This is a genomic window from Serratia sp. BFP-2025 (genome assembly GCF_050880365.1).
GTDB lineage: Bacteria > Pseudomonadota > Gammaproteobacteria > Enterobacterales > Enterobacteriaceae > Serratia > Serratia surfactantfaciens.
Window position 1 is genome coordinate 502,039 of sequence record NZ_JBPAFV010000003.1, and the last position, 24,919, is coordinate 526,957.

General features: G+C 61.0%; 23 protein-coding genes. 16 read left to right on the forward strand and 7 right to left on the reverse strand.

Annotation, left to right across the window (positions count from 1 at the left end; all coding sequences use genetic code 11):
* Positions 1-364 precede the first annotated feature (364 nt).
* The 3 genes from cysJ (at position 365) to ACRAWE_RS20400 (ending at position 4,678) form a co-directional block, all read left to right on the forward strand.
* Positions 365-2,167, forward strand: a complete 1,803-nt coding sequence (gene cysJ, locus ACRAWE_RS20390; protein ID WP_432525821.1) for an NADPH-dependent assimilatory sulfite reductase flavoprotein subunit — start codon at positions 365-367, stop codon at positions 2,165-2,167.
* Positions 2,167-3,882, forward strand: coding sequence for an assimilatory sulfite reductase (NADPH) hemoprotein subunit (gene cysI / locus ACRAWE_RS20395; RefSeq protein ID WP_432525822.1), 1,716 nt, complete (start codon positions 2,167-2,169; stop codon positions 3,880-3,882). Before cysJ ends, cysI begins: the two co-directional genes overlap by 1 nt.
* 61 nt (positions 3,883-3,943) lie before the next feature.
* A complete protein-coding gene (locus tag ACRAWE_RS20400) occupies positions 3,944-4,678 on the forward strand; it encodes a phosphoadenylyl-sulfate reductase (RefSeq protein WP_016929052.1) in 735 nt (244 codons plus the stop codon).
* Positions 4,679-4,734: 56 nt separating this feature from the next.
* Here ACRAWE_RS20400 and ACRAWE_RS20405 read toward each other — a convergent pair whose 3' ends face one another.
* Positions 4,735-5,805, reverse strand: a complete 1,071-nt coding sequence (locus ACRAWE_RS20405; RefSeq protein WP_025159651.1) for an aminopeptidase — start codon at positions 5,803-5,805, stop codon at positions 4,735-4,737.
* Positions 5,806-6,065: 260 nt separating this feature from the next.
* On the opposite strand from ACRAWE_RS20405, the gene cysG reads away from it, so the two are divergent.
* The 5 genes from cysG (at position 6,066) to ACRAWE_RS20430 (ending at position 10,904) form a co-directional block, all read left to right on the forward strand.
* Entirely contained in the window at positions 6,066-7,496 is a 1,431-nt protein-coding gene (gene cysG, locus ACRAWE_RS20410; protein ID WP_432525824.1) for a siroheme synthase CysG, read from the forward strand.
* 22 nt (positions 7,497-7,518) lie between these two features.
* A complete protein-coding gene (gene cysD / locus ACRAWE_RS20415; RefSeq protein ID WP_004932620.1) occupies positions 7,519-8,427 on the forward strand; it encodes a sulfate adenylyltransferase subunit CysD in 909 nt (302 codons plus the stop codon).
* Positions 8,428-8,438: 11 nt separating this feature from the next.
* Positions 8,439-9,866, forward strand: coding sequence for a sulfate adenylyltransferase subunit CysN (cysN, locus tag ACRAWE_RS20420; protein ID WP_019455109.1), 1,428 nt, complete (start codon positions 8,439-8,441; stop codon positions 9,864-9,866).
* Positions 9,805-10,494: an adenylyl-sulfate kinase gene (cysC, locus tag ACRAWE_RS20425; RefSeq protein WP_080062264.1), complete on the forward strand. Its 690-nt coding sequence runs from the start codon at positions 9,805-9,807 to the stop codon at positions 10,492-10,494. The genes cysN and cysC overlap by 62 nt, the downstream gene beginning before the upstream one ends.
* An 83-nt stretch (positions 10,495-10,577) precedes the next feature.
* On the forward strand, positions 10,578-10,904 hold the full coding sequence (locus ACRAWE_RS20430) for a DUF3561 family protein (RefSeq protein ID WP_004932611.1): 327 nt from the start codon (positions 10,578-10,580) through the stop codon (positions 10,902-10,904).
* Between the two features lie 52 nt (positions 10,905-10,956).
* On the opposite strand, the gene ACRAWE_RS20435 is transcribed toward ACRAWE_RS20430, so the two are convergent.
* The 3 genes from ACRAWE_RS20435 to ACRAWE_RS20445 form a co-directional block, all read right to left on the reverse strand.
* Positions 10,957-11,679, reverse strand: coding sequence for an amino acid ABC transporter ATP-binding protein (locus ACRAWE_RS20435; RefSeq protein ID WP_197807424.1), 723 nt, complete (start codon positions 11,677-11,679; stop codon positions 10,957-10,959).
* On the reverse strand, positions 11,663-12,382 hold the full coding sequence (locus ACRAWE_RS20440; RefSeq protein WP_211129792.1) for an amino acid ABC transporter permease: 720 nt from the start codon (positions 12,380-12,382) through the stop codon (positions 11,663-11,665). The genes ACRAWE_RS20435 and ACRAWE_RS20440 overlap by 17 nt, the downstream gene beginning before the upstream one ends.
* Positions 12,383-12,496: 114 nt before the next feature.
* The gene (locus tag ACRAWE_RS20445; protein WP_019455113.1) at positions 12,497-13,267 is read right to left on the reverse strand and encodes a basic amino acid ABC transporter substrate-binding protein; all 771 of its coding nucleotides are present in this window, start codon (positions 13,265-13,267) and stop codon (positions 12,497-12,499) included.
* Positions 13,268-13,670: 403 nt separating this feature from the next.
* Here ACRAWE_RS20445 and ftsB point away from each other — a divergent pair, with 403 nt between their 5' ends.
* The 8 genes from ftsB (at position 13,671) to rpoS (ending at position 19,976) form a co-directional block, all read left to right on the forward strand.
* Positions 13,671-13,991, forward strand: a complete 321-nt coding sequence (ftsB, locus tag ACRAWE_RS20450; RefSeq protein ID WP_016929043.1) for a cell division protein FtsB — start codon at positions 13,671-13,673, stop codon at positions 13,989-13,991.
* Between the two features lie 3 nt (positions 13,992-13,994).
* A complete protein-coding gene (gene ispD / locus ACRAWE_RS20455) occupies positions 13,995-14,702 on the forward strand; it encodes a 2-C-methyl-D-erythritol 4-phosphate cytidylyltransferase (RefSeq protein ID WP_019455114.1) in 708 nt (235 codons plus the stop codon).
* 10 nt (positions 14,703-14,712) lie between these two features.
* Positions 14,713-15,186 (forward strand): 2-C-methyl-D-erythritol 2,4-cyclodiphosphate synthase, encoded by a 474-nt coding sequence (gene ispF / locus ACRAWE_RS20460; protein WP_004932594.1) that lies wholly within the window; start codon positions 14,713-14,715, stop codon positions 15,184-15,186.
* A gap of 4 nt (positions 15,187-15,190) precedes the next feature.
* Positions 15,191-16,237, forward strand: a complete 1,047-nt coding sequence (gene truD, locus ACRAWE_RS20465) for a tRNA pseudouridine(13) synthase TruD (RefSeq protein WP_063918182.1) — start codon at positions 15,191-15,193, stop codon at positions 16,235-16,237.
* Positions 16,218-16,979 (forward strand): 5'/3'-nucleotidase SurE, encoded by a 762-nt coding sequence (surE, locus tag ACRAWE_RS20470; protein ID WP_019455116.1) that lies wholly within the window; start codon positions 16,218-16,220, stop codon positions 16,977-16,979. The genes truD and surE overlap by 20 nt, the downstream gene beginning before the upstream one ends.
* Positions 16,973-17,599, forward strand: coding sequence for a protein-L-isoaspartate(D-aspartate) O-methyltransferase (locus ACRAWE_RS20475; RefSeq protein ID WP_019455117.1), 627 nt, complete (start codon positions 16,973-16,975; stop codon positions 17,597-17,599). Before surE ends, ACRAWE_RS20475 begins: the two co-directional genes overlap by 7 nt.
* 325 nt (positions 17,600-17,924) lie before the next feature.
* Complete coding sequence (gene nlpD, locus ACRAWE_RS20480; RefSeq protein ID WP_019455118.1) at positions 17,925-18,923, forward strand: murein hydrolase activator NlpD; 999 nt, start codon at positions 17,925-17,927, stop codon at positions 18,921-18,923.
* Positions 18,924-18,977: 54 nt separating this feature from the next.
* Complete coding sequence (gene rpoS, locus ACRAWE_RS20485) at positions 18,978-19,976, forward strand: RNA polymerase sigma factor RpoS (RefSeq protein ID WP_019455119.1); 999 nt, start codon at positions 18,978-18,980, stop codon at positions 19,974-19,976.
* Positions 19,977-20,056: 80 nt separating this feature from the next.
* Here the strand turns inward: rpoS and mutS are convergent, their stop codons facing one another.
* From mutS to ACRAWE_RS20500, 3 genes are all read right to left on the reverse strand, one after another.
* Entirely contained in the window at positions 20,057-22,612 is a 2,556-nt protein-coding gene (gene mutS / locus ACRAWE_RS20490) for a DNA mismatch repair protein MutS (RefSeq protein ID WP_432525825.1), read from the reverse strand.
* A gap of 310 nt (positions 22,613-22,922) precedes the next feature.
* Positions 22,923-23,915, reverse strand: a complete 993-nt coding sequence (locus tag ACRAWE_RS20495; RefSeq protein WP_432525826.1) for a Vgb family protein — start codon at positions 23,913-23,915, stop codon at positions 22,923-22,925.
* A gap of 30 nt (positions 23,916-23,945) precedes the next feature.
* Positions 23,946-24,917 (reverse strand): aldo/keto reductase, encoded by a 972-nt coding sequence (locus ACRAWE_RS20500; protein ID WP_432525827.1) that lies wholly within the window; start codon positions 24,915-24,917, stop codon positions 23,946-23,948.
* Positions 24,918-24,919: the final 2 nt, after the last annotated feature.

Below are 24,919 nucleotides of genomic sequence, written 5' to 3' on the forward strand. Positions count from 1 at the left end.
ATGGTCTACCGCCACGGCCAACGCGCCCGGTTAACACTTTTTTTGTTTGGTGTTTGCGGCACCTATCGGCTGGGGTTATGAGCCGAAATGTTGAACGGTGAAAAAATGATGAAAAAAAGTGCTTTATTTTCATCTGGATAAAAAACTTTGTTTAACGGTTTAAGCGTTATCCCTTACCGGAAAAACAGCTTAGTCATTTTGGTTATGATTTATTGCTATCCCTTATTTAATCGTTGCTATTCTGCTCGGTAACCTTACAAACTCTCCTGATCTTTTCCGCACACCCGACGCAGCGAAGAGACAGCGACTGACACTGGCGCGCGCCTGGCAGCAAAGGCGCTAAGTATAGGAAATAAGTACAGCAATGACGACTCAGGCTCCTCCAACATCTTTGCTCCCGCTGACGCCCGAACAGCTGGCGCGCCTGCAGGCGACGATCGGCGATTATTCGCCGACGCAGCTGGCGTGGCTGTCCGGCTATTTTTGGGGAATGGTCAATCAACAGCCCGGAGCCGTGGGCATTGCGCCTGTCGCCCCAGCGGCGGCTGCCGGCATCACCATCATTTCCGCATCGCAGACCGGCAATGCGCGCCGCCTGGCGGAGCAGCTGCGAGACGATCTTTTGGCTGCCAATCTGAGCGCCACGTTGGTCAGCGCCGGCGACTACAAATTCAAACAGATAGCGCAAGAGCGCCTGCTGGTGATCGTCGCCTCCACGCAGGGGGAGGGCGAACCGGCGGAAGAAGCGGTGGCGCTGCATAAATTCCTGTTCTCGAAGAAGGCGCCGAAGCTGAATGATACCGCTTTTGCGGTGTTCGGGCTGGGCGACACCTCTTATGAGAATTTCTGTCAGTCTGGTAAAGATTTCGACGGCAAGCTGGCCGAACTGGGCGCCGAGCGCCTGGTGGAGCGCGTGGACGCCGACGTGGAGTATCAGGAACTGGCCGCCGCATGGCGCAAACAGGTGGTGTCAGTGCTGAAGGCGCGCGCGCCGGCGGAAAGCGCCGCGCCGGGCGTGCTGGCCAGCGGCGCGGTCGATCTGATCGACAGCAGCCCGTACAGCAAGGAACAACCGCTCACCGCCCAACTGGCGGTTAAGCAGAAAATTACCGGTCGGGCGTCGGATAAAGACGTGCGGCATATCGAGATCGATCTGGGCGACTCCGGCCTGCGTTATCAGCCGGGCGATGCGCTCGGCGTATGGTTCGACAACGATCCGGCGCTGGTGGACGAACTGGTGCAGCTGTTGTGGCTGAAAGGCGACGAGCCGGTCGAGGTGGAAGGGCAAACCCTGCCGCTGGCGCAGGCGCTGCGCAGCCATTTCGAACTGACGCAGAACACCACGCCGATCGTCGATAAATACGCCGCGCTGTCGCGCGATGAAACGCTGATCGGCCTGTTGGCGGATAAAGCCGCGCTGCAGCACTATGCGCACAACACGCCGATCGTCGACATGGTGCGTCAGGCGCCGGCGGACCTGAGCGCCGAACAGCTGGTCGGTCTGCTGCGCCCGCTGACGCCGCGCCTGTACTCCATCGCCTCTTCACAGGCGGAGAACGAAAGCGAAGTGCACATCACCGTGGGCGTGGTGCGTTACGACATCGACGGGCGCGCCCGCAGCGGCGGCGCCTCCGGTTTCCTGGCGGATCGCCTGGAGGAGGACGGCGACGTGCGAGTGTTTATCGAACACAACGACAACTTCCGCCTGCCGGCCAACCCGGAAGCGCCGGTGATCATGATCGGCCCAGGCACCGGCATCGCGCCGTTCCGCGCCTTTATGCAGCAGCGCGACGCCGACGGCGCCGGCGGCAAGAACTGGCTGTTCTTCGGCAACCCGCACTTTACCGAAGATTTCCTGTATCAGGTCGAATGGCAGCGCTACGTGAAAGACGGCTTGCTGACCCGCATCGATCTGGCCTGGTCCCGCGACCAACAACATAAAATATACGTACAAGACAAACTGCGCGAACAGGGCGCGGAAGTGTGGCGCTGGATTGAGGAAGGCGCGCACATTTACGTCTGCGGCGATGCCAATCGCATGGCAAAAGACGTGGAAAACACATTACTGGAACTGGTGGCCGAGCACGGTGGCATGGATACCGAGCAGGCAGATGAATTTTTAAGTGAGCTGCGCCTTGAGCGCCGTTATCAGCGAGATGTTTACTGATGAGTGATAAACACCCCGGGCCTTTGGTAGTCGAAGGCAAACTGGCCGATGCGGAGCGCATGAAGAAGGAGAGCAACTTCTTGCGCGGCACCATCGCCGAAGATTTGAGCGACGGCCTGACCGGCGGCTTCAACGGCGACAACTTCCTGTTGATCCGTTTTCACGGTATGTACCAGCAGGATGACCGCGACATTCGCGCCGAACGCGCCGAGCAGAAGCTGGAGCCGCGCCACGCCATGATGCTGCGCTGCCGCCTGCCGGGCGGCGTCATCAGCCCGCAGCAGTGGCTGGGCATCGACAAGTTCGCGCAGGAAAGCACGCTGTACGGCAGCATTCGCATCACCAACCGCCAGACGTTCCAGTTTCACGGCATTCTGAAAGGCAACGTCAAACCGGTGCACCAACTGCTGAACCGTCTGGGGCTGGACGCGCTGGCGACTGCCAACGACGTGAACCGCAACGTGCTGTGCACCTCCAACCCGGTGGAGTCCGAGCTGCATCAGGAAGCCTACGAGTGGGCGAAGAAGATCTCCGAACACCTGCTGCCGCGCACCCGCGCCTACGCAGAAGTGTGGCTGGATCAGGAGAAGGTGGCCACCACCGACGAAGAGCCGATTTTGGGATCGACCTACCTGCCGCGTAAATTCAAAACCACGGTGGTGATCCCACCGCAAAATGACGTCGATCTGCACGCCAACGACATGAACTTCGTGGCGATCGCCGAAAACGGCAAGCTGGTGGGCTTCAACCTGCTGGTGGGCGGCGGGCTGTCCATCGAGCACGGCAACAAGAAAACCTACGCGCGCCAGGCCAGCGAGTTCGGCTACATTCCGCTCGAGCATACGCTGGCGGTGGCGGAAGCGGTGGTGACCACGCAGCGCGACTGGGGCAATCGTACCGATCGCAAGAACGCCAAGACCAAATACACGCTGGAGCGCGTCGGGGTGGACGTTTTCCGCGCCGAAGTGGAAAAGCGCGCCGGCATCACCTTTGCACCGATCCGGCCGTATGAATTCACCGGCCGCGGCGATCGCATCGGTTGGGTGAAGGGCATCGACGATCAGTGGCACCTGACGCTGTTTATCGAGAACGGTCGCCTGCTGGACTATCCGGGGCGCCCGCTGAAGACCGGTATGGCGGAGATCGCCAAGATCCATAAAGGCGACTTCCGTCTGACGGCGAACCAAAACGTGATCATCGCCGGCGTGCCGGAAAGCGAGAAGGCGAAGATCGAAGCCCTGGCGCGCGAACATGGCCTGATCGACGACCAGATCAGCGAGCAACGCAAAAACTCGATGGCCTGCGTGTCTTTCCCGACCTGCCCGCTGGCGATGGCGGAGGCCGAGCGCTTCCTGCCGCAATTCGTCACCAAGGTGGAAGGGATCATGCATCGGCACGGGGTGGGCGACGAGCATATCGTGCTGCGCATCACCGGCTGCCCGAACGGCTGCGGCCGCGCGCTGCTGGCGGAGCTGGGGCTGGTGGGCAAGGCGGTCGGCCGCTATAACCTCCATTTGGGCGGCAACCGCGAAGGCACGCGTATTCCGCGCATGTACCGCGAGAACATCAACGAAGACGAGATCCTGAGCGAGATTGACCTGCTGGTGGGGCGCTGGGCGAAGGAGCGCAACGCCGGCGAAGGCTTCGGCGACTTCACCGTTCGCGCGGGCATCGTCAAACCGGTGCTGGATCCGGCGCGGGATTTCTGGGAGTGAGGCCGGGCGGCCTCTGGGCAGAGGGGCCGCACAGGCAATTTCAAGTAGCAGGAGAGACAACATGGCTGAATTCGATCTGGCGGCGCTGAACGCGCTGCCCAAATCCGGGCAGGCGCTGGCATTGGCGGTGGTCAACGGCCAACTGGAGACCCTCAGCGCCGAACAGCGCGTTGCATGGGCGCTGGAGCATCTGCCCGGCGAGTTCGTACTCTCGTCCAGTTTCGGCATTCAGGCGGCGGTATGTCTGCACCTGGTGACGCGCATCCGGCCGGATATCCCGGTGATCCTGACCGACACCGGTTACCTGTTCCCGGAAACCTATCGCTTTATCGATCAACTGACCGACCAGCTGAAGCTGAATCTGCAGGTGTTCCGCGCCGAACAGTCTCCCGCCTGGCAAGAGGCGCGCTACGGCAAGCTGTGGGAACAGGGCGTGGAAGGGATTGAAAAGTACAACCAGATCAACAAGGTTGAGCCGATGAATCGCGCGCTGGAGACGCTGGGCGCGCAGAGCTGGTTCGCCGGCCTGCGGCGCGAACAGTCCGGCAGCCGCGCCAATCTGCCGGTGCTGGCGGTGCAGCGCGGGGTGTTCAAGATCCTGCCGATCATCGACTGGGACAACCGCAAGATTTACCAGTATCTGACCGAGCACGGACTAAGCTATCACCCGCTGTGGGAGCAGGGCTACCTGTCGGTAGGCGATACCCACACCACCCAGAAGTGGGAGCCGGGCATGAGCGAGGAAGAGACGCGTTTCTTCGGGCTGAAGCGCGAGTGCGGTCTGCACGAAGGCTAAACGAGGCGAATCACACGACAGGGCTCAGCAATGCTGGGCCCTGTTTTTTTTGCGGGCTACTTTTTCTTTTTCGCTTTCGGCGGGTGCGCCTGCGCCAGCTCTTTGATCAGCGGCAGCAGGATCTGCACGCTGTCGCGGCTGCGTTTATCGATCCGCCCCGGCAGGTAGCGATCCAGATACTGCAGGTTGTCATACTGCGGGCGGTGCCAGGTGACGCCCTGCGGGAAGTGCGGGCTGACGGCGCGTTGCTGGTAACCGTCCTTGTCGCCCAGCGACCAGTTGGTGGCTTCCACCGACAGCACCGGGATGCCCGCCGCATCGAATACCTCTTGATCGGAGCAGCAGCCGGTACCCTGCGGATGCTGTGCATTGCCAGGGTTGGTGGCGGCGGCGATGCCGTAGCGGTGGGCGATATCCAGCGCGCGATCGCGGGAGCGCTTCGCCATCTGCGGCGGCGTGTTGCGCCCGGCGTTGAAGTACAGGCGATCGCCGGTGATCAGACTGTCGAGGTTGATCACCAGTACGGTGTTGCTTTTCTCTTCCGCGCTCATGCGCTGCAGGTAGTTCTGCGCCCCCAGCGAACCGATCTCTTCGGCGCTGGTGGCGACGAAGCGCAGGCCGTAGGCGGTGGGGATGTTCTTCAGGCGTTCCGCCAGTTCCAGCATCACGCCGATGCCGGAGGCGTTGTCGTCGACGCCCTGCAGCGTCAAGCCGCCGAGATTGTTATCCAGATCTTCGTCGCTCTGCGGCGTATAGGTGTCGAAGTGGGCGACGATCACTATCTGTTTCGGGCTGTCGCCGTTGCGGGCGGCGATCACCGAGCTGGCGGTGACGTTGTTCCAGTTCTTCTTGCCGTCTTTGCTGGTGTAGAGATAGCGCGTATTGACGCTGCGAATATCGCTTTGGTAGCCCATCTTGCTGAACTGCTGCTTCAGGTAGTCGGCGGTGAGCAATTCGGCCGGGCTGCCCGCCATGCGGCCGGGGAAGTAAGTGGCGATGTGGCGGGTCTGTTCGGCGGCGAAACGGCCCATTGGCGCGTCTTTGGCGGGCTGTGCGGCACACACGCTGAAGACGCCGCCGAGTGCGAGGGCCAGCAGGCTGGTCTTCAGGTAAAAACGGGAAAACATACCGAAAAATCCTTCTTTGCTATCGGCGCTGCCGATCATTTTTCTGCGGCACCCAGTATGAGACGCCGGGCGGCATTACACAATTTCCCTGTCTCTTAATTTCGCGCGAACGCGCAAAGCATCGCCTCGATTATCACCGTTTGCCTCCTGCGCTGCGGCCTATATTCCATAAAGGAACTAATCATTCCTTTTCGTCATTTCAGAGGCTAAATCTCAGCCCGTATAGTCACACTATCTTTCTGTTATATGAAAAGGCTGTTGTGGACTATCTACCAATATTCGCCGACCTGAAACAACGTCCGGTGCTGGTCGTTGGCGGTGGTGACGTGGCTGCGCGCAAAGTCGATCTGCTTCAGCGCGCCGGGGCTGAAATACGGATAGTTGCGCAGTCGCTCTCACCGGAACTGGAACAACAACGTCAGCTGGGGCGGGTGCTCTGGCTGGGGGAAAGCTTTGACCCGCAGCAGTTGGACGACGTGTTTCTGGCGATCGCCGCCACGGACGACAACGCCCTGAACGCCGCGGTGTTCGCCGAGGCGGATAAGCGCCGGGTGTTGGCCAACGTGGTGGACGATCAGCCGCGCTGCTCGTTTATCTTCCCGTCGATCATCGATCGCTCGCCGCTGGTGGTGGCGGTGTCGTCCAGCGGCCAGGCGCCGGTGCTGGCGCGCCTGCTGCGCGAAAAGCTGGAGGCGTTATTGCCCGCCAGTTTGGGGCAGATGGCGCAGGTAGCGGGCCGCTGGCGCGGCCAGGTCAAACAGCGGTTGGCTTCGATCGGCGAACGTCGCCGTTTCTGGGAGAAAACGTTCGGCGGCCGTTTCGCCACGCTGGTGGCCAACGGCCAGACGGCGCAGGCGGAACGGCAGCTGGAGCAGGATTTACACCACTTCGCCGCAGGCGATGAAGGCGCACAGGGCGAGATCGCCCTGGTGGGCGCCGGGCCGGGCGACGTGGGGCTGTTGACCCTGCGCGGGCTGCAGGTGATGCAGCAGGCGGACGTGGTGCTGTATGACCATCTGGTCAGCGGCGAGATCCTCGATCTGGTGCGGCGCGACGCCGAGCGCATCTGCGTGGGCAAGCGCGCCGGCGCGCACTCGGTGATCCAGGAAGAGACCAACCGGCTGCTGGTGGAGCTGGCGCAGCAGGGCAAACGGGTGGTGCGCCTCAAGGGCGGCGATCCGTTCATCTTTGGCCGCGGCGGCGAAGAGCTGCAGGTGGCCGCCGCCGCCGGCATTCCGTTCCAGGTGGTGCCTGGCGTCACGGCCGCCGCGGGCGCGACCGCCTACGCCGGCATTCCGCTGACGCATCGCGATCACGCGCAGAGCGTGACCTTTATCACCGGCCACTGCCGCCCCGACGGCGATGGCCTGGACTGGGCCGATCTGGCCCGGGCGCGGCAAACGCTGGCTATCTACATGGGCACCATGAAGGCGGCGGACATCAGCCAACGCCTGATCGCCCATGGCCGCGACGCTGCGACGCCGGTGGCGGTGATCAGCCGCGGCACGCGCGCCGATCAGCTGGTGCAGATCGGCACGCTGGATCAATTGGAACACCTGGCCCAACGGGCGCCGTTGCCGGCGCTGTTGGTGATCGGCGAGGTGGTGGAACTGCACCATCAAATCGCCTGGTTCGGGCATCAATCGCAGACGGAAGGGGCCGCGCGCCCGGCCGTCGTGAATTTGGCATAGGCAAGGCTTTTAAGGACCTGTTATGGACGAAAAACGACTCACTCATTTGCGGCAATTGGAGGCGGAGAGTATCCATATCATCCGTGAAGTCGCCGCTGAATTCGCTAACCCGGTGATGCTGTACTCCATCGGTAAAGACTCTTCCGTGATGCTGCATCTGGCGCGCAAGGCGTTCTTCCCCGGCACGCTGCCGTTCCCGCTGCTGCACGTCGATACCGGCTGGAAATTCCGCGAAATGTACGAATTCCGCGATCGCACCGCGAAGGAGTACGGTTTCGAGCTGTTGGTGCACAAAAACCCGGAAGGGGTGGCGATGGGCATCAACCCGTTCGTGCACGGCAGCGCCAAGCATACCGACATCATGAAGACCGAGGGCCTGAAGCAGGCGTTGAACAAGTACGGTTTCGACGCCGCCTTTGGCGGCGCGCGGCGCGACGAGGAGAAATCGCGTGCCAAAGAGCGCATCTATTCGTTCCGCGATCGCTTCCACCGCTGGGATCCGAAAAATCAGCGGCCGGAGCTGTGGCACAACTATAACGGCCAGATCAACAAAGGGGAGAGCATCCGCGTCTTCCCGCTGTCGAACTGGACCGAGCTGGATATCTGGCAGTACATCTTCCTGGAAAAGATCGACATCGTGCCGCTGTACCTGGCGAAACCACGCCCGGTGGTGGAGCGCGACGGCATGCTGATGATGGTGGACGACGATCGTATCGATCTGCAGCCGGGGGAAGTGATCAGCCAGCGCATGGTGCGTTTCCGCACCCTGGGTTGCTGGCCGCTGACCGGCGCGGTGGATTCGCAGGCGCAAACCCTGCCGGAGATCATCGAAGAGATGCTGGTCTCCACCACCAGTGAACGCCAGGGGCGGATGATCGACCGCGATCAGTCCGGCTCGATGGAGCTGAAAAAGCGTCAAGGGTATTTCTAAGGAGCCGCCGGATGAACAACGCAATTGCACAACAAATCGCTGACCAGGGCGGCGTCGAATCCTATCTGCACGCGCAGCAGCACAAGAGCCTGCTGCGCTTTCTGACCTGCGGCAGCGTCGACGACGGCAAAAGCACCCTGATCGGCCGCCTGCTGCACGATACCCGCCAGATCTACGAGGATCAGCTGTCGACGCTGCACAGCGACAGCAAACGCATCGGTACTCAGGGCGAGAAACTCGATCTGGCGCTGCTGGTGGACGGCCTGCAGGCCGAACGCGAGCAGGGCATTACCATAGATGTGGCCTATCGCTATTTCTCGACCGAAAAGCGTAAATTTATCATCGCCGATACCCCGGGACACGAGCAGTACACCCGCAACATGGCCACCGGTGCCTCCACCTGCGATCTGGCGATCCTGCTGATCGACGCGCGCAAAGGGGTACTGGATCAGACTCGCCGCCACAGCTTTATCGCAACCCTGCTGGGCATTCGCCATCTGGTGGTCGCGGTAAACAAAATGGATCTGGTGGATTATCAGGAAGCGGTGTTCGAACAGTTCAAACAGGATTACCTGACCTTCGCCCAGCAGCTGCCGGGCGATCTGGATATCAAATTCGTGCCGCTGTCGGCGCTGGACGGCGACAACGTGGCGAGCGAAAGCGCCCATATGCCGTGGTACAGCGGCCCGACGTTGTTGGAAGTGCTCGAGAGCGTCGACGTGGTCAGCGAGCGTGAAAACCAGCCGCTGCGCTTCCCGGTGCAGTACGTCAATCGCCCGAACCTCGATTTTCGCGGCTATGCCGGCACGCTGTCCGCCGGCGTGGTGCGGGTGGGGCAACGGGTCAAGGTGCTGCCTTCCGGCGTGGAGTCCAGCGTGGCGCGCATCGTGACCTTCGACGGCGATCTGCAAGAGGCGGTGCCGGGCGAGGCGATTACGCTGGTGCTGAAGGATGAGGTGGACATCAGCCGCGGCGATCTGCTGGTCGATGCCGGCGAAAGCCTGCAGGCGGCGCAGAGCGCGCTGGTGGACGTGGTGTGGATGGCCGAACAGCCGCTGGTGCCGGGCCAGAGCTACGACATCAAGATCGCCGGCAAAAAGACCCGCGCTCGCGTGGAGAGCATCCGCCATCAGGTGGAGATCAATACGCTGGCGCAGCACCCGGCTGACACCCTGCCGCTCAACGGTATCGGGTTGGTTGAGCTGACCTTCGACGAACCGCTGGTGCTGGACAGCTACCAGAGCAACCACGACACCGGCGGGCTGATCTTCATCGATCGCATGAGCAACGTTACGGTCGGTGCCGGTCTGGTGCGTGAAACGCTGCAGGCCGCCTCGGCGGCGCGCGGCGAGTTCAGCGCCTTCGAGCTGGAGCTGAATGCGCTGGTGCGCAAACACTTCCCGCACTGGGGTGCGCGCGATCTGCTCGGTGGCCAGTAAGGTGGCCGTGGAACTGAGGGCGAGCGGGCCGGACGATGAGAACGTGGTTTGGCATCCGCATGCGGTGACGCGTGCGGATCGCGAAGCGCGCAACGGCCACCGCGGCGTGGTGTTGTGGTTTACCGGGCTGTCCGGCTCGGGCAAATCCACCGTCGCCGGCGCGCTGGAGCAGGCATTACACGGTCTCGGTGTCAGCACCTATCTGCTGGACGGCGATAACGTGCGGCACGGCCTGTGTCGCGATCTCGGCTTCTCCGACGAGGATCGGCGCGAGAACATTCGCCGGGTGGGGGAGGTGGCCAAACTGATGGTGGACGCCGGGCTGGTGGTGCTGACCGCGTTCATTTCGCCGCATCGCGCCGAGCGGCAGATGGTGCGCGAGATGCTCGGCGAGGAGCGCTTTATCGAGGTGTTCGTCGACACGCCGTTGGCGATCTGCGAGGCGCGCGATCCGAAGGGATTGTATAAGAAAGCGCGCGCCGGCGAGCTGCGCAATTTCACCGGTATCGACGCGGTTTACGAGGCGCCGCAACAGCCGGAAATTCACCTCGATGGCCAACAATTGGTAACAAATTTGATTGCGCAATTGTTAGACGTGTTGCGTGGTCAGGCTATTATCAAACCCTGAATTCAAAAAAGCGTGTGGCGTTTTTCGCCATGCGCTTTTTACTCTAAGCCGCCGCAGAGCGAGCCGAATAACCAGGGATCACTATGCAAAATGTCACGCCTATCTTGATCGACTCCAAGCAGTCAAAACAGGAGAGAGAGGAGCCGTCTTATTCTTTCCTGGGCGGCGTCAGCGGCTTTGTTTTCTACTGGCTGGCGTTCGCGTTGCCGTTTCTGGTTTACGGTTCCAACACGCTGTTTTTCCTGCTCTATACCTGGCCGTTCTTCCTGGCGCTGATGCCGCTGTCAGTGCTGATCGGCATCACCCTTAGCATGCTGTTGCGCGGCCGTCTGATCCTGACGCTGCTGCTGACCGGCGCGATCGTGCTGTGCCTGTTCTGGCTGGTGTTCAGCTTCCTGACCGGGTGGTGAGAGAGCGGGCACCGATGCCGGCGCCCGAAGGATTGCAAAGCCGTGCCGAAGGTTACAAAACTTTGCTCAGAAACGCCTGAGTGCGCGGATTGGCCGGCTGGCTGAAGATCTGCTGCGGCGCACCCTCCTCCTGAATGATCCCCTGATCGATAAACAGCACCCGGTCGGCCACCTCGCGGGCAAAGCCCATCTCATGCGTCACCACCACCATGGTCATGCCCTCGTGGGCCAGTGATTTCATCACCGCCAACACTTCGCCCACCAGCTCAGGATCGAGCGCGGAGGTCGGTTCGTCGAACAGCATGATCTTCGGCTCCATCGCCAGCGCGCGGGCGATCGCTACCCGCTGCTGCTGGCCGCCAGACAGGCTGTTGGGGTAGGCGTCAATCTTGTCGAGCAGGCCGACCTTGAGCAGCAGCTGTTCTGCTTGCGCGATGGCTTCGGCGCGCGGCTGTTTCTTCACGCTCATTGGCGCCATGATGATATTTTCCAACACCGTCATGTGCGGGAACAGATTGAAACGTTGGAATACCATGCCCACGCTTTCCCGCATCTTGTTCAGGTCGGTTTTCTGATCGTGGACGGCGAAGCCGTTGACCTCGATCTCGCCGCCGGAGAGCGTCTCCAGCGCATTGATGCAACGCAGGAAGGTGCTTTTGCCCGAGCCTGAAGGGCCGATGACGCACACCACTTCGTTGGCGGCGATCCGGCAGGAAATGCCGCGCAGCACGTGGCTTTCGCCGAACTGTTTTTGCAGATTATGTACGCGAATCACTTTTACCGAACCTCTTTTCCATATGTTGCACCAGCAGCGAGAGCAGGAAGGTGATGACCCAATAGACCAGCGAAATGGTCAGATAGGGCTCCCAGTAGGTGGCGTAGGCGCCGGAGACGGTACGGGCGGCATAGGCCAGATCCGCCAGGCCGATGGCGGAGGCCAGCGACGAATCCTTGACGATGGCGATGGCGTTGTTGCCCAGCGGCGGCAACATGCGGCGGAAAGCCTGCGGCAGGATCACCTGGCGCATGGTCTTGCCATAGCTCATGCCCAGCGAACGCGAGGCCTCCATCTGGCCGCGGTCGATCGACTGGATCCCGGCGCGAAAGATCTCCGAGACATAAGCGCCGGCATTGAGCGTGATCGCCACCACGCAGGAGAGAAAGGCGCCGTAGTCGGCGCGCAGCGCACGGGCGAAATCGACGCTCATCAGGCCGCTGGTGACCAGCAGGCCGTCGCGCGGATTGATGAACAACGGCACCAGCGCAAAGTGCACCACCATGATCTGCACAAACAGCGGCGTGCCGCGAAAGGCGCTGATGTAGATGCGCACCGGCCACTGAACGCCGTAACGCAGGATGGGTTTCCAGATGCCGTGCGGCGCCTGCGCCAGGCGGCCCAGCCCGAGGAGCAATCCCCAGGTGGTGCCCAGCAGCACGCAGATAATGGTGCATTTGATGGTCATCCAGGCGCCTTCCATAAACAGCGGCGCGTATTCCTGGATGATCTCCCAGCGGAAGTTCAAGGGGTATTCCTTCTTGGTAGGCTGAAACGGTGGTGCGCCGGCGGCCTGGTGGGCGCCGGTGACAGGGGATTATTCCGCCGGCAGCGTCGGTACGTTGCTGTCGAACCAGGTTTGGTAGATCTTGGCGTAGGTGCCGTCGGCAACGATCTTCTTCAGGCCGGCGTTGATCTTGTTGCGTAGCTCATCGTTGCCCTTGGCGACGGCGATGCCGAAATACTGACGCTCGAACTTGGCATCGGGCACCAGCTTGAAGGCTTTCTCCGGGTGAGTTTTGATATAGAACTTGGCCACGCCGACGTCGCCGACCGCCGCGCCGATGCCGTCTTCATACAGCTCCTGCAGCATCAGCGGGGTATTGTCGAAGCGTTTGATGGCGGTGCTGTTCTTACCCAGCACGTCGGACACCACGATGTCGCCGGTGCTGGAGTTCACTACGCCGACCTTCAGCGCTTTCAGCGCGGCGATGGAGTCCACTTTCGAGTCTTGCGGCACGACGATGGCCTGTTCCGCCGGGAAGTAAGGCGCGGAGAAATCAACCATCTGCTTGCGCTTATCGGTGATGGTGATGCCGGAAATGATGATATCGCGATCGCCGGAGTTCAGCGTGGCGAAGATGCCTTCCCACGGCGTATTGATCAGTTTGATCTGGAAACCCTCGGCCTTGGCTACCGCTTTGATGATGTCGATGTCGAAACCTTCCAGCTGCTTTTGACTGTTTTCAAATTCGAACGGCCGATAGGTGCCGCCGGAGCCGACGACATAGGTAGGCTCAGCCGCCAACGCGGCGGTGGAGAAGGTGGCGGCCAGGCAGGCGCCGATCAGAACTAAACGTTTTAACATCGCGATCCCCGATAATGAAAGGTTATATATTGGAATTATTTATGCACTATGAGTGCATAAAAATAAGCTTATGTGAATGAAAGTGCAACCGCTGCATGATGATTATTATTTCTATGGTGTTAAATATTCACTTTTGGCACGGTAACGGTGAAAGCGATGGGGCAGAGGGCGGCGGTATAGTGATTCTTGCTGCATAATGGGAAAAAGACAGTGTGCGCCTTACCGGAAAACACGTCGCGCACGCCGGGCAAAAGGGGCTTTTTTTGCCGCTTTGGCAGCGGAATTAGGCTATAAACTCGAGAACCCTTCATCCGTATTCTGAATTTGGCGTTGAAATGCCGCTCTCAGTGTGGAGTCCAACGAGAAGTTGTGGGATGATTGGTCGGTTTTTCAGGGGGCGGAGATGGGAAAACTTACGCTGCTATTGCTGGCATTGCTCGGTTGGTTACAGTATTCACTGTGGCTGGGCAAAAATGGTATTCACGATTACGTGCGGGTCAATGAAGACGTTGCGGTCCAACAGGGCAACAACGCTAAGTTGAAAGCGCGTAACGATCAGCTGTTTGCCGAAATCGATGATTTGAACGGCGGTCAGGAAGCGATCGAAGAGCGAGCGCGTAATGAACTGGGCATGATCAAGCCCGGTGAGACTTTCTATCGTCTGGTTCCTGACCAATCCAGACGCAACGCGGCGTCTTCCTCGCAAAATAACGCACAAAAATAACGCATGAATCACTCCGCAGGCACCTTTCCCTCGGTGATTGCCGTCTTGCCCGCTGCCGGTATCGGCAGCCGCATGCAGGCGGAATGCCCGAAGCAATATTTAACCATCGGCCGGCACAGCATCGTCGAACACGCCATCCACGCCCTGTTGCGCCACCCGCGCATTGAGCGGGTGATCGTGGCGATCGGCCCGGAAGATCGTCAGTTCGAACGGTTGCCGATCGCCCAGGATCCGCGGGTGATCGTCACCGAGGGCGGCAAACAGCGCGCCGATTCGGTGATGGCCGGGCTGAAGCTGGCGGGCGATGCGGACTGGGTGCTGGTGCATGACGCCGCGCGCCCCTGCCTGCACGCCGACGATCTTGAACGCCTGCTGGCGATCACCGCGCACAGTAAGGTCGGCGGCATACTCGCCGCGCCGGTGCGTGACACCATGAAGCGCGCCGAACCCGGCCGCGAAACCATCGCCCATACCGTCGAACGGCAGGATCTGTGGCACGCGTTGACGCCGCAGCTGTTTCCGCTGCCGCTGCTCAAACAGTGCCTGCAACGCGCGCTGGATGAAGGCGCGAACGTCACCGACGAAGCCTCGGCGCTGGAGCATTGCGGTTATCATCCGCTGCTGGTCGCCGGGCGGGCGGACAATATTAAAGTAACGCGGCCGGAGGATTTGGCGCTGGCGGCGTTCTATTTGACCCAGTTAGACAATTAAGGAGCGCACCATGCGTATCGGTCACGGTTTTGACGTACATAAATTCGGCGGCGAAGGCCCGTTGGTGATCGGTGGCGTTCGCATCCCTTACGATAAAGGTTTGCTGGCCCATTCCGACGGCGATGTTGCGCTGCACGCCGCAACCGACGCCTTGTTGGGCGCGGCGGCGCTGGGCGATATCGGCAAGCTGTTCCCCGATACCGATCCGGCGTTCAAAGGCGCCGACAGCCGCGAGCTGCTGCGCGAAGCCTGGAAACGCATTCGTGCCAAAGGCTATCGCCTTGGCAACCTCGATATCACCATCATCGCCCAGGCGCCGAAAATGGCGCCGCACATCCCGCAGATGCGCGTGTTCCTGGCGGAAGATCTGCAGTGCCATATGGATGACGTCAACGTGAAGGCCACGACGACCGAGCAGCTCGGCTTCACCGGGCGCGGCGAGGGCATCGCTTGCGAAGCGGTCGCCTTGCTGATCAAGGAATAACGGTATGGATATGGCGAATCTGACCTGGCTGCATGGCCGACCGCAGAGCACCGGGGTGCTGAAAGCCAATCCGGAAGATTTCGTGGTGGTGGAAGACCTGGGTTTTGCACCGGACGGCGAAGGCGAGCACGTGTTGGTGAACATCCGTAAAAACGGCTGTAATACCCAGTTCGTGGCCGACTATCTGGCGCGCTTCGCCGGCATTCACGCCCGTTCCGTCAGCTATGCGGGCTTGAAGGATCGTCACGCGGTGACCGAACAGTGGTTCTGCCTGCATATGCCGGGCAAGGAAACGCCGGACTTCTCCCGGTTTACGCTGGAAGGCTGCGAGGTGCTCTCGTACGCCCGTCACCTGCGTAAGATGCGCATCGGCACTCTGAAGGGCAACCACTTTACGCTGGTGCTGCGCCAGATTTCCGATCGGCAGGACGTGGAGCGCCGCTTGCAGGCGATCGCCGCGCAGGGCGTGCCGAACTACTTTGGCAGCCAGCGTTTCGGCCGCGGCGGCAACAACCTGGTGATGGCGCGCCGCTGGGCGAATGACGAAATCCGCGTCAAAGAGCGCAGTAAACGCAGCTTCTACCTGTCCGCCAGCCGTAGCGCGCTGTTCAATCAGATTGCCGGCCGGCGCCTGGCCGACGGGCTGCAGCGCACCGTGCTGGAAGGGGATGCCCTGCAGCTGAGTGGGCGCGGCAGCTGGTTCGTTGCCAAAGCCGATGAGCTTGAGACGTTGCAGCAACGGCTGGATGCCGGCGAGCTGGCGATCACGGCGCCCTTGCCGGGTGACGGCGAGCCGGGCACCGCCGGCCAGGTATTGGCTTTTGAACAACAATGCTTGGCGGAACAACCGGAATTGCTTACGCTTTTAAAGCGCGAGCGTGTCGAACCCGCTCGTCGGGCCCTGCTGCTGCAGCCGCAAAATATGCTGTGGAACTGGTGGGATGACGTTACCGTGGAGCTGCGTTTCTGGTTGCCGGCAGGCAGCTTCGCGACCAGCGTGGTTCGCGAGATCATGCAGCAGGATGACAGCGATGCGGATATTACTGAGTAACGATGACGGCGTTAGCGCCCCGGGCATTCAGGCGTTGGCGGCGGCGCTGCGGGAGTTCGCCGAGGTGCAAGTGGTGGCGCCGGATCGTAACCGCAGCGGCTCTTCCAATGCCCTGACGCTGGAGTCGCCGCTGCGTACGCAGACGCTGGCCAACGGCGATATCGCGGTGCTGCAGGGGACGCCGACCGACTGTGTCTATCTTGGCGTCAACGCGCTGATGCGCCCGGCGCCGGACATCGTGGTCTCCGGCATCAACGCCGGGCCGAATTTGGGCGACGACGTCATCTATTCCGGCACCGTCGCGGCGGCGATGGAGGGGCGGCACCTGGGGCTGCCCGCGCTGGCGGTGTCGTTGAACGGCCATCAGCACTATGCGACCGCCGCCGTCATTACCTGCCGCATCCTGCGCGCGCTGCAGCGCGAGCCGTTGCGTACCGGAAAAATCCTGAATATCAACGTGCCGGATCTGCCGCTGGCGGAGATCAAAGGCCTGCGCGTCACCCGCTGCGGCAGCCGCCATCCCGCCGATAAGGTCTTCTGCCAGCAGGATCCGCGCGGACAAAATCTCTACTGGATCGGGCCGCCTGGTGATAAATTTGATGCCGGGCCGGATACCGACTTTGCGGCGGTGGAACAAGGCTATGTGGCGATCACGCCGCTGCAGGTGGATTTGACTGCCTACGCGGCGCAGGAAGTCGTGAAAACATGGTTAACCAAGGCAGAGGTTAGCGGGGAATGGTGAACAAGCGTATGCAAACATTGCTGACGCAGCTGCGGCAGCAGGGGATCCGGGACGAAAAGTTGCTGCAGGCGATCGAAGCGGTGCCGCGCGAACGTTTTGTCGACGAGGCGCTGGATCACAAGGCCTACGAAAATACCGCGCTGCCGATCGGTTCCGGCCAGACCATCTCCCAGCCTTATATGGTGGCGCGCATGACCGAACTGCTGAACCTGACGCCCACTTCGAGGGTGCTGGAGATTGGCACCGGTTCCGGTTATCAAACCGCCATTCTGGCGCATCTGGTGCAACACGTTTGTTCCGTCGAACGCATCAAAGGGTTGCAATGGCAGGCCAAGCGCCGTCTGAAGCAGCTCGATCTCCATAATGTTTCCACCCGCCACGGCGACGGCTGGCAAGGCTGGGCGTCGCGTGGTCCGTTCGATGCAATCATCGTCACTGCAGCGCCGCCGGAAATTCCGCAGGCGCTGGTGGAGCAATTGGACGACGGCGGCATTTTGGTGCTGCCGGTCGGCGAGCAGGCCCAAACCCTCAAACGCATTCAGCGGCATGGCAACGAATTCGTTGTCGACGCGGTGGAAGCGGTGCGTTTTGTACCGCTGGTGAAAGGCGAATTGGCCTAGCGATTGTCTGATTTTTAGACCGCCCGCAAAATCTGTTGCACTTTCATCACGTCCGGATAAGGTTTTCTCGTTCCAATCAGGCTAATTTTCACTAGAATTGGCCTTTCTACGTAGTTGTCTTATGGTGCGACATCGCCAATGTGGTTAGCATTGGCGCGCATTTTGATGCTCCGGCGGGAGATAACCTGGCGTTCAGGGATCGGCCGGCGGCGCCTTTGCATCGCAGAAACTGGGAAGTGGCAAAAGCTCGGCTACGATGTAAAGGGTATTTTGGATATATCACTGATATTGCTGTCATGGGGGAAGCATGAGCACGGGAAGCCCAATGATTACGTTACGCCGGGTAGCGGTGTGTACGATGGTAAGTTTGTGGTTGGCGGGGTGTACGAATACAGCCTCGACGTCGGCCCCTATCAGCAGCGTGGGCGGCGGCGGCGCCGTTCCATCCGGTAATAATAATGGCGGAGCGCAGCAGGTCAGCCCAGAAGGCCGCATTGTCTACAACCGCAGTTATAACGCCATTCCTAAAGGGAGCTACAGCGGCGGCGACACCTATACGGTCAAGCGCGGCGATACGCTGTTTTACATCGCTTGGATCACCGGCAACGATTTCCGCGACCTGGCGCAGCGCAACAATATTCCCGAGCCGTACAGCCTGAATGTTGGCCAAACCATTCAGCTTGGTAATGGTTCTGCCAACGGCGGCGGCGGTATGCTGGCGACGACAGACGCCACCAAAGGCGGCGTTCCGAAGCCACCTTCCACTACCCAGATCCAGACGGCAACGGTTGATTCTCAATCAACTAACGCGTATTCTGAAAACTCGGGTAAACAGAATGTAGGTAAGATGTTACCTGCAGCGGGTGCCGCAGCGGTTGGGACCGCGACTGCGCCTGTTACCGCACCGGAAGCCGCTCCACCAGTGAGCAGCACCGTCAGCAACAGTTCTCCGGTCAGCACTTGGAGATGGCCGACTGACGGTAAGATTATTGATAACTTTTCCTCATCAGAAGGTGGGAATAAGGGCGTCGATATCGCCGGTTCCCGTGGGCAGCCTATCTTCGCTACCGCCGATGGCCGCGTAGTGTATGCAGGCAACGCTTTACGGGGTTACGGTAATCTAATCATCATCAAACACAATGATGATTACCTGAGCGCCTACGCTCATAACGACACAATGCTGGTCCGGGAACAACAAGAAGTGAAGGCGGGTCAAAAAATAGCCACCATGGGTAGCTCCGGTACCAGTTCAGTACGTTTGCATTTTGAAATTCGTTACAAGGGGAAATCCGTAAACCCGCTGCGTTATCTTCCGCAGCGATAGATTGGGCAGAATACGCTGAGATTCTGCTCGCGGTATCACGGGTAGGAGCAGCATATGAGCCAAAATACGCTGAAAGTTAACGAGTTACATGATGATGCGGATTTCGACGAGAATGGAGCTGAGGCTGAGTCGTTTGATGAAAAAGCGCTGGTAGAAGAAGAGGCCAGCGAGAACGATTTAGCGGAAGAAGAGCTGTTGTCTCAAGGCGTTACGCAACGCGTATTGGATGCGACGCAGCTCTATCTGGGCGAGATCGGTTATTCCCCTCTGCTGACCGCAGAGGAAGAAGTCTATTTTGCGCGGCGTGCTCTGCGCGGTGACGTGCCGTCCCGCCGCCGCATGATTGAAAGCAACCTGCGGCTGGTAGTGAAAATTGCCCGCCGCTACAGCAACCGCGGTCTGGCGCTGCTGGATCTGATCGAAGAGGGTAACCTCGGTCTGATTCGCGCAGTGGAAAAATTCGACCCGGAACGCGGTTTCCGCTTCTCCACTTATGCAACCTGGTGGATCCGTCAGACGATTGAGCGGGCGATCATGAACCAAACCCGTACCATTCGTTTGCCTATCCATATCGTCAAAGAACTGAATGTCTATCTGCGCACCGCGCGCGAGCTTTCTCATAAACTGGATCATGAACCGAGCGCTGAAGAGATTGCCGAGCAACTCGACAAGCCGGTAGATGACGTCAGCCGCATGCTGCGCCTGAATGAGCGCATCACCTCGGTGGATACGCCGCTGGGCGGGGATTCGGAGAAAGCGCTGCTGGACATTCTGGCCGACGAAAAGGACAACGGGCCTGAAGACACCACGCAAGATGACGATATGAAGCAAAGCATCGTCAAATGGTTGTTCGAACTGAACGCCAAACAGCGTGAAGTGTTGGCGCGTCGTTTCGGCCTGCTGGGCTATGAAGCGGCGACGCTGGAAGACGTGGGCCGGGAGATTGGCCTGACGCGTGAACGCGTCCGTCAGATTCAGGTTGAAGGTCTGCGCCGCCTGCGTGAGATCCTGCAGATGCAGGGTCTGAGCATTGAGGCGCTGTTCCGCGAATAACGCCGGTTGTTGAACCGCATCAAATAAAAACGGTGAGCATGATGCTCACCGTTTTTTTATGCCTGCGTTTATCGCCTCAACTACACCATATTTTTCAGCCGATAGAGCCATTCCAGCGCCTGACGCGGCGACAGGGAATCCGGATCCAGCGCCTCCAGTGCTTCTACCGCCGGCGAAGTCTCTTCCTGCAGCAGCGTCATCTGGGTGGCATCGACACTGCCCGATGCGGTGTGGCTGGAGATAGACTCCAGTTCGCGCAGCTTCTGGCGGGCGCGCTTGATGACGTCGCGCGGCACGCCGGCCAGCGCGGCGACCGCCAGGCCATAGCTTTTGCTGGCGGCGCCGTCCTGCACGGTGTGCATGAAGGCGATGGTGTCGCCGTGTTCAAGCGCGTCCAGATGCACGTTGACCACGCCTTCCATTTTCTCCGGCAGGGTCGTCAGCTCGAAGTAGTGGGTGGCGAACAGCGTCATTGCCTTGATGCGGTTAGCCAGGTTCTCGGCGCAGGCCCAGGCCAGCGACAGGCCGTCGTAGGTGGAGGTACCGCGGCCTATCTCATCCATCAACACCAGGCTGTGCTCGGTGGCGTTGTGCAGGATGTTGGCGGTTTCAGTCATCTCCACCATGAAGGTGGAGCGGCCGGAAGCCAGATCGTCCGCCGCGCCGACGCGGGTGAAGATGCGATCCACCGGGCCGATGGTGGCCTTGGTAGCCGGCACATAGCTGCCGATGTGCGCCATCAGCACGATCAGCGCCGTTTGCCGCATATAGGTACTTTTACCGCCCATGTTTGGGCCGGTGATGATCAGCATGCGACGCTGTGGCGACAGGGTGAGCGGGTTGGAGATAAACGGCTCGCTCAGCACCTGCTCCACCACCGGGTGGCGGCCTTCGGTGATGCGGATCCCCGGCTGCTCGCTCATGGTCGGGCAGGCGTAGTTCAGGGTATCGGCGCGCTCGGCCAGGTTGGCCAGCACGTCCAGCTCGGCCAGTGCGGCGGCGCTTTGTTGCAGTTCCGCCAGGTGCGGCAGCAGCAGGTCGAACAGCTCGTCGTACAGGCTTTTCTCGATCGCCAGTGCCTTACCCTTGGAGGTGAGCACTTTGTCTTCATACTCTTTCAGTTCCGGGATGATGTAGCGCTCGGCATTTTTCAGCGTCTGGCGGCGCACATAGTGGATCGGCACCAGGTGGCTTTGGCCGCGGCTGACCTGAATGTAGTAGCCGTGTACGCCGTTGAAGCCGACCTTGAGCGTATCCAGCCCCAGCTTTTCACGCTCGCGGATCTCCAGCCGGTCGAGGTAGTCGCTGGCGCCGTCCGCCAGCGCGCGCCACTCGTCCAACTCGCTGTTGTAGCCGGGGGCGATCACGCCGCCGTCGCGCACCAGCACCGGCGGTGATTCAATGACCGCGCGTTCCAACAATTCGCGCAGTTCGTCGAACTGGCCCACCTGCGACAGTAGCTGCTGCACGTGCGGCGTCTCTACGTCTTGCAGCAGCGCGCGGATGTCCGGCAACTGTTGGAAAGCATGGCGCATGCGCGCCAGATCGCGCGGACGGGCGGTGCGCAGCGCCAGACGCGCCAAAATACGTTCCTGATCGCCCACCTGACGCAGCGAAGGCTGCAGATCCGCGAACAGTTCCTGCAATGCGCCGATCGCCTGCTGGCGGGCAGTCAGGACCTTGATGTCGCGGGTTGGCATGTGCAGCCAGCGTTTCAGCATGCGGCTGCCCATTGGCGTCACTGTGCGATCGAGGATCGCCGCCAGCGTGTTGTCGCTGCCGCCGGACAGGCTCTGCGTCAGCTCCAGATTGCGGCGGGTGGCGGCGTCCATGATGATGCCGTCCTGCTGGCGCTCCATGGTGATGCCGCGAATGTGCGGCAGCGAAGTGCGTTGGGTATCTTTGACGTACTGCAGCAGACAGCCTGCGGCACGCAGCGCCTGGTGCGCCTGCTCGACGCCAAAGCCGGTCAGATCGCGGGTGCCGAACTGCAGGTTGAGCTGCTGGCGTGCGGTCTCCAGTTCGAATTCCCACAGCGGGCGGCGGCGCAGGCCGTGGCGCTGTTCGATCAGCGCCATTTGTTCGAAGGTTTCCGGGTAGAGCAGCTCGGCCGGATTGGTGCGCTGCAGCTCGGCGGCCATGGTTTCCAGATCCTGCGGCTCGGCGACGCGGAAGCGGCCGGAGCTGACGTCCAGGGTGGCGTAACCGAAGCCGCGCGCGTCTTGCCAGATCGCCGCCAGCAGGTTGTCCTGGCGTTCTTGCAGCAGCGCTTCGTCGGTGATGGTGCCTGGGGTGACGATGCGCACAACTTTGCGCTCGACCGGCCCTTTGCTGGTGGCCGGATCGCCGATCTGTTCGCAGATGGCGACGGATTCGCCGAGCTGCACCAGCTTGGCCAGATAGTTCTCCACCGCGTGGTGCGGCACGCCGGCCATCGGGATCGGCTCGCCCGCCGAGGCGCCGCGTTTGGTCAGCGAGATATCCAGCAGTTGGGAAGCGCGCTTGGCGTCGTCGTAAAACAGCTCGTAGAAGTCACCCATGCGGTAGAACAGCAGGATTTCAGGATGCTGGGCCTTGAGGCGCAGGTATTGCTGCATCATCGGCGTGTGCGAATCGAGTTTATCGGTGCTATTCATACGATTATTTTTCCAATCCATTGAATGTAAAGGTCACTGTGATTTTCATTGTCGTCATTCGCTATCACATTGTTTCAGCAGGCGTCGCCCCATTCAGCGCTTTGGCGGGCGGCGCAAATCAAGTCATCAAAACGCCAAACGGCGTGTTCAAACCCAAGGTTTGCACAGACGCTTATACTAGCCCAGCGGGCAATCGGCTGTCACAGGTAAAAATGGGAAGCGCTGCGCAAGGCGGGTTGGTAACGAAGCGAGATTGTCGTTCGTCTGCGGGCAACAACACAAGTCGCCGCCCGCAGAGGCGGCGCAGAGTTTATTGCGCAGCGGTGAGAGGCAAGCGCAGTTGATAGAGGCGGAAGCTGTCGGGCACGTCAGTTTCATGGCCGGGCAGCAGGCGGTGGCGGATGCGCGACTCGCTGACGAAGGCGCAGCCTTGCGGGGTGATAGTCAGGTTGACCGGCGATTCCATGCCTTCGCGCAAGACCTCAAGCTGGTGCATGCCTGCCGCCTTCGGCAACGCGATCCGCAGGATCCGCCCGTGGCCGCTCTGGATCGCGTTTTCCAGCACGATCAGCGCGCCGTCCGGTGCCAACCCCATTCCGTCAGGGTTTTCGATGAGGCGCGGCAGCTGCATTTCCGTCAGCTGCGGCTGGGGATCGTTATAGCTGAGGGTGTAGAGCTTACCGGTACCGAAATTGGCGACTGCCATCAGCCGATCGTCGAGCAGCACGATCCCGGCGGCGCCCAGCCCGCTGGGGGCCGCTAACTGCGGATCCTGAAACAGCGTACTGAATGCCGTCTCGCCTGGCCGCAGGCGCAGGATGCCGCCGCCGCGGGTTTCCGTCACGTACACCGTACCGTCTGCGCCGAGCACGATATCGTTGCCCATTTCGCCCGCCGGCAGCGCCAGGCTGCGGTCAAGCGTGCCATCCGCGACGTTCAGCGCGTAGATGCGGTTGGCTCGCGCTTTGCCGCCGGAGAGGAAGTCCGGCGAATTGCCCCACAGCAGCCCGCGTTTTTCGTCCAGCCTCAGCGCGTTTGAGGCGAACACCGTGTCAGCGCCGGGGAAAAAGGTTTCCCACGCTTTACCCGGCCGTTTGCGCAGCACATTGCCGCTGGTGACAAAGCCGACATACAGGGTGCCGTCCGCCGCGCGGGCGATGCCGTTGGGGTAAAGCGCGCCGGGCGGCAGCGTCATGCTGCTTGCGGCGCAGGCTGCGCTGATGGCGGCCTGTGCCGGAACGCTAAGGGGAAGTGTGGTAGCGAGGGTGAACAACACCGCTCGCACGGTAACAGCGTATGACATGTCTTCTCTCCTGCAATGAAGGCAAATGGGCTACCAGCGCTCGGGGCGGGCAACGCGCGCGATAGGCGCCTCCAGCGCGGCCACGTCTTCCGGCGATAGCCTGAGGGTGAGCGCTGCCAGGGCATCCTGCAGATGATGCGGCTTGGACATGCCCACCAGCGGTGACGCCACGCCGGGTTTGGCCAACAGCCAGGCCAGCGCGATCTGTGCCGGAGGAACGCCGTGCGCGGCGGCCACCTCCGCTACCGCAGCGACGGTACGCTCAACTTCGTCTCTGCCGCCGTACCAACGAGGTGCCTGTTCGTCGGTGGCGGCGCGCAGCGTGCCGGCCATGCCTGAACCGGCCAGCACGCCGCGCGCCAGCGGCGACCAGGGCGTCAGGCCGAGCCCCTCTTCCAAACACAGCGGGATCAGCTCTTCTTCGTCTTCACGCGTCACCAGGTTGTATTGGCTCTGCAGCGAAATAAACGGCGCCAGGCGGTGCTGACGTTGAAAGGCCAGCATTTTCATCAGGCGCCAGGCGTGCAGTGAAGACGCGCCGAGATAGCGGATCTTGCCCGCTTGCACCAGGGCGTCGAGGGTGTCGGCGGTTTCTTCGATCGGCGTTTCGGTGTCGAAGCGGTGCAGCACGAACAGATCGAGGTAATCCGTTCCCAATCTCTGCAAAGAGGCGTCGACGCTGTGCAGCAGGTGCTTGCGCGACAGCCCGCGGCTGTTCGGCTGCGCATTCATCGGGAAGTAGGCCTTGGTGGCGATCACCACGTCTTCACGACGGGCGAACGCTTTCAGTGCGCGACCGAGGAGACGCTCGCTTTCTCCGCCGGAGTAAATGTTGGCGGTATCGAAGAAATTGATGCCCGCTTCCAGCGCTTCGCGGATAAAGGGGCGCGCCTCGTCTTCCTTCAGCACCCAGGGGCGCCAGGCCGGATCGCCGTAGGTCATGCAGCCCAGGCAGAGGCGGGACACCTTCAGGCCGCTGTCGCCAAGCTGAACGTAGTTCATGG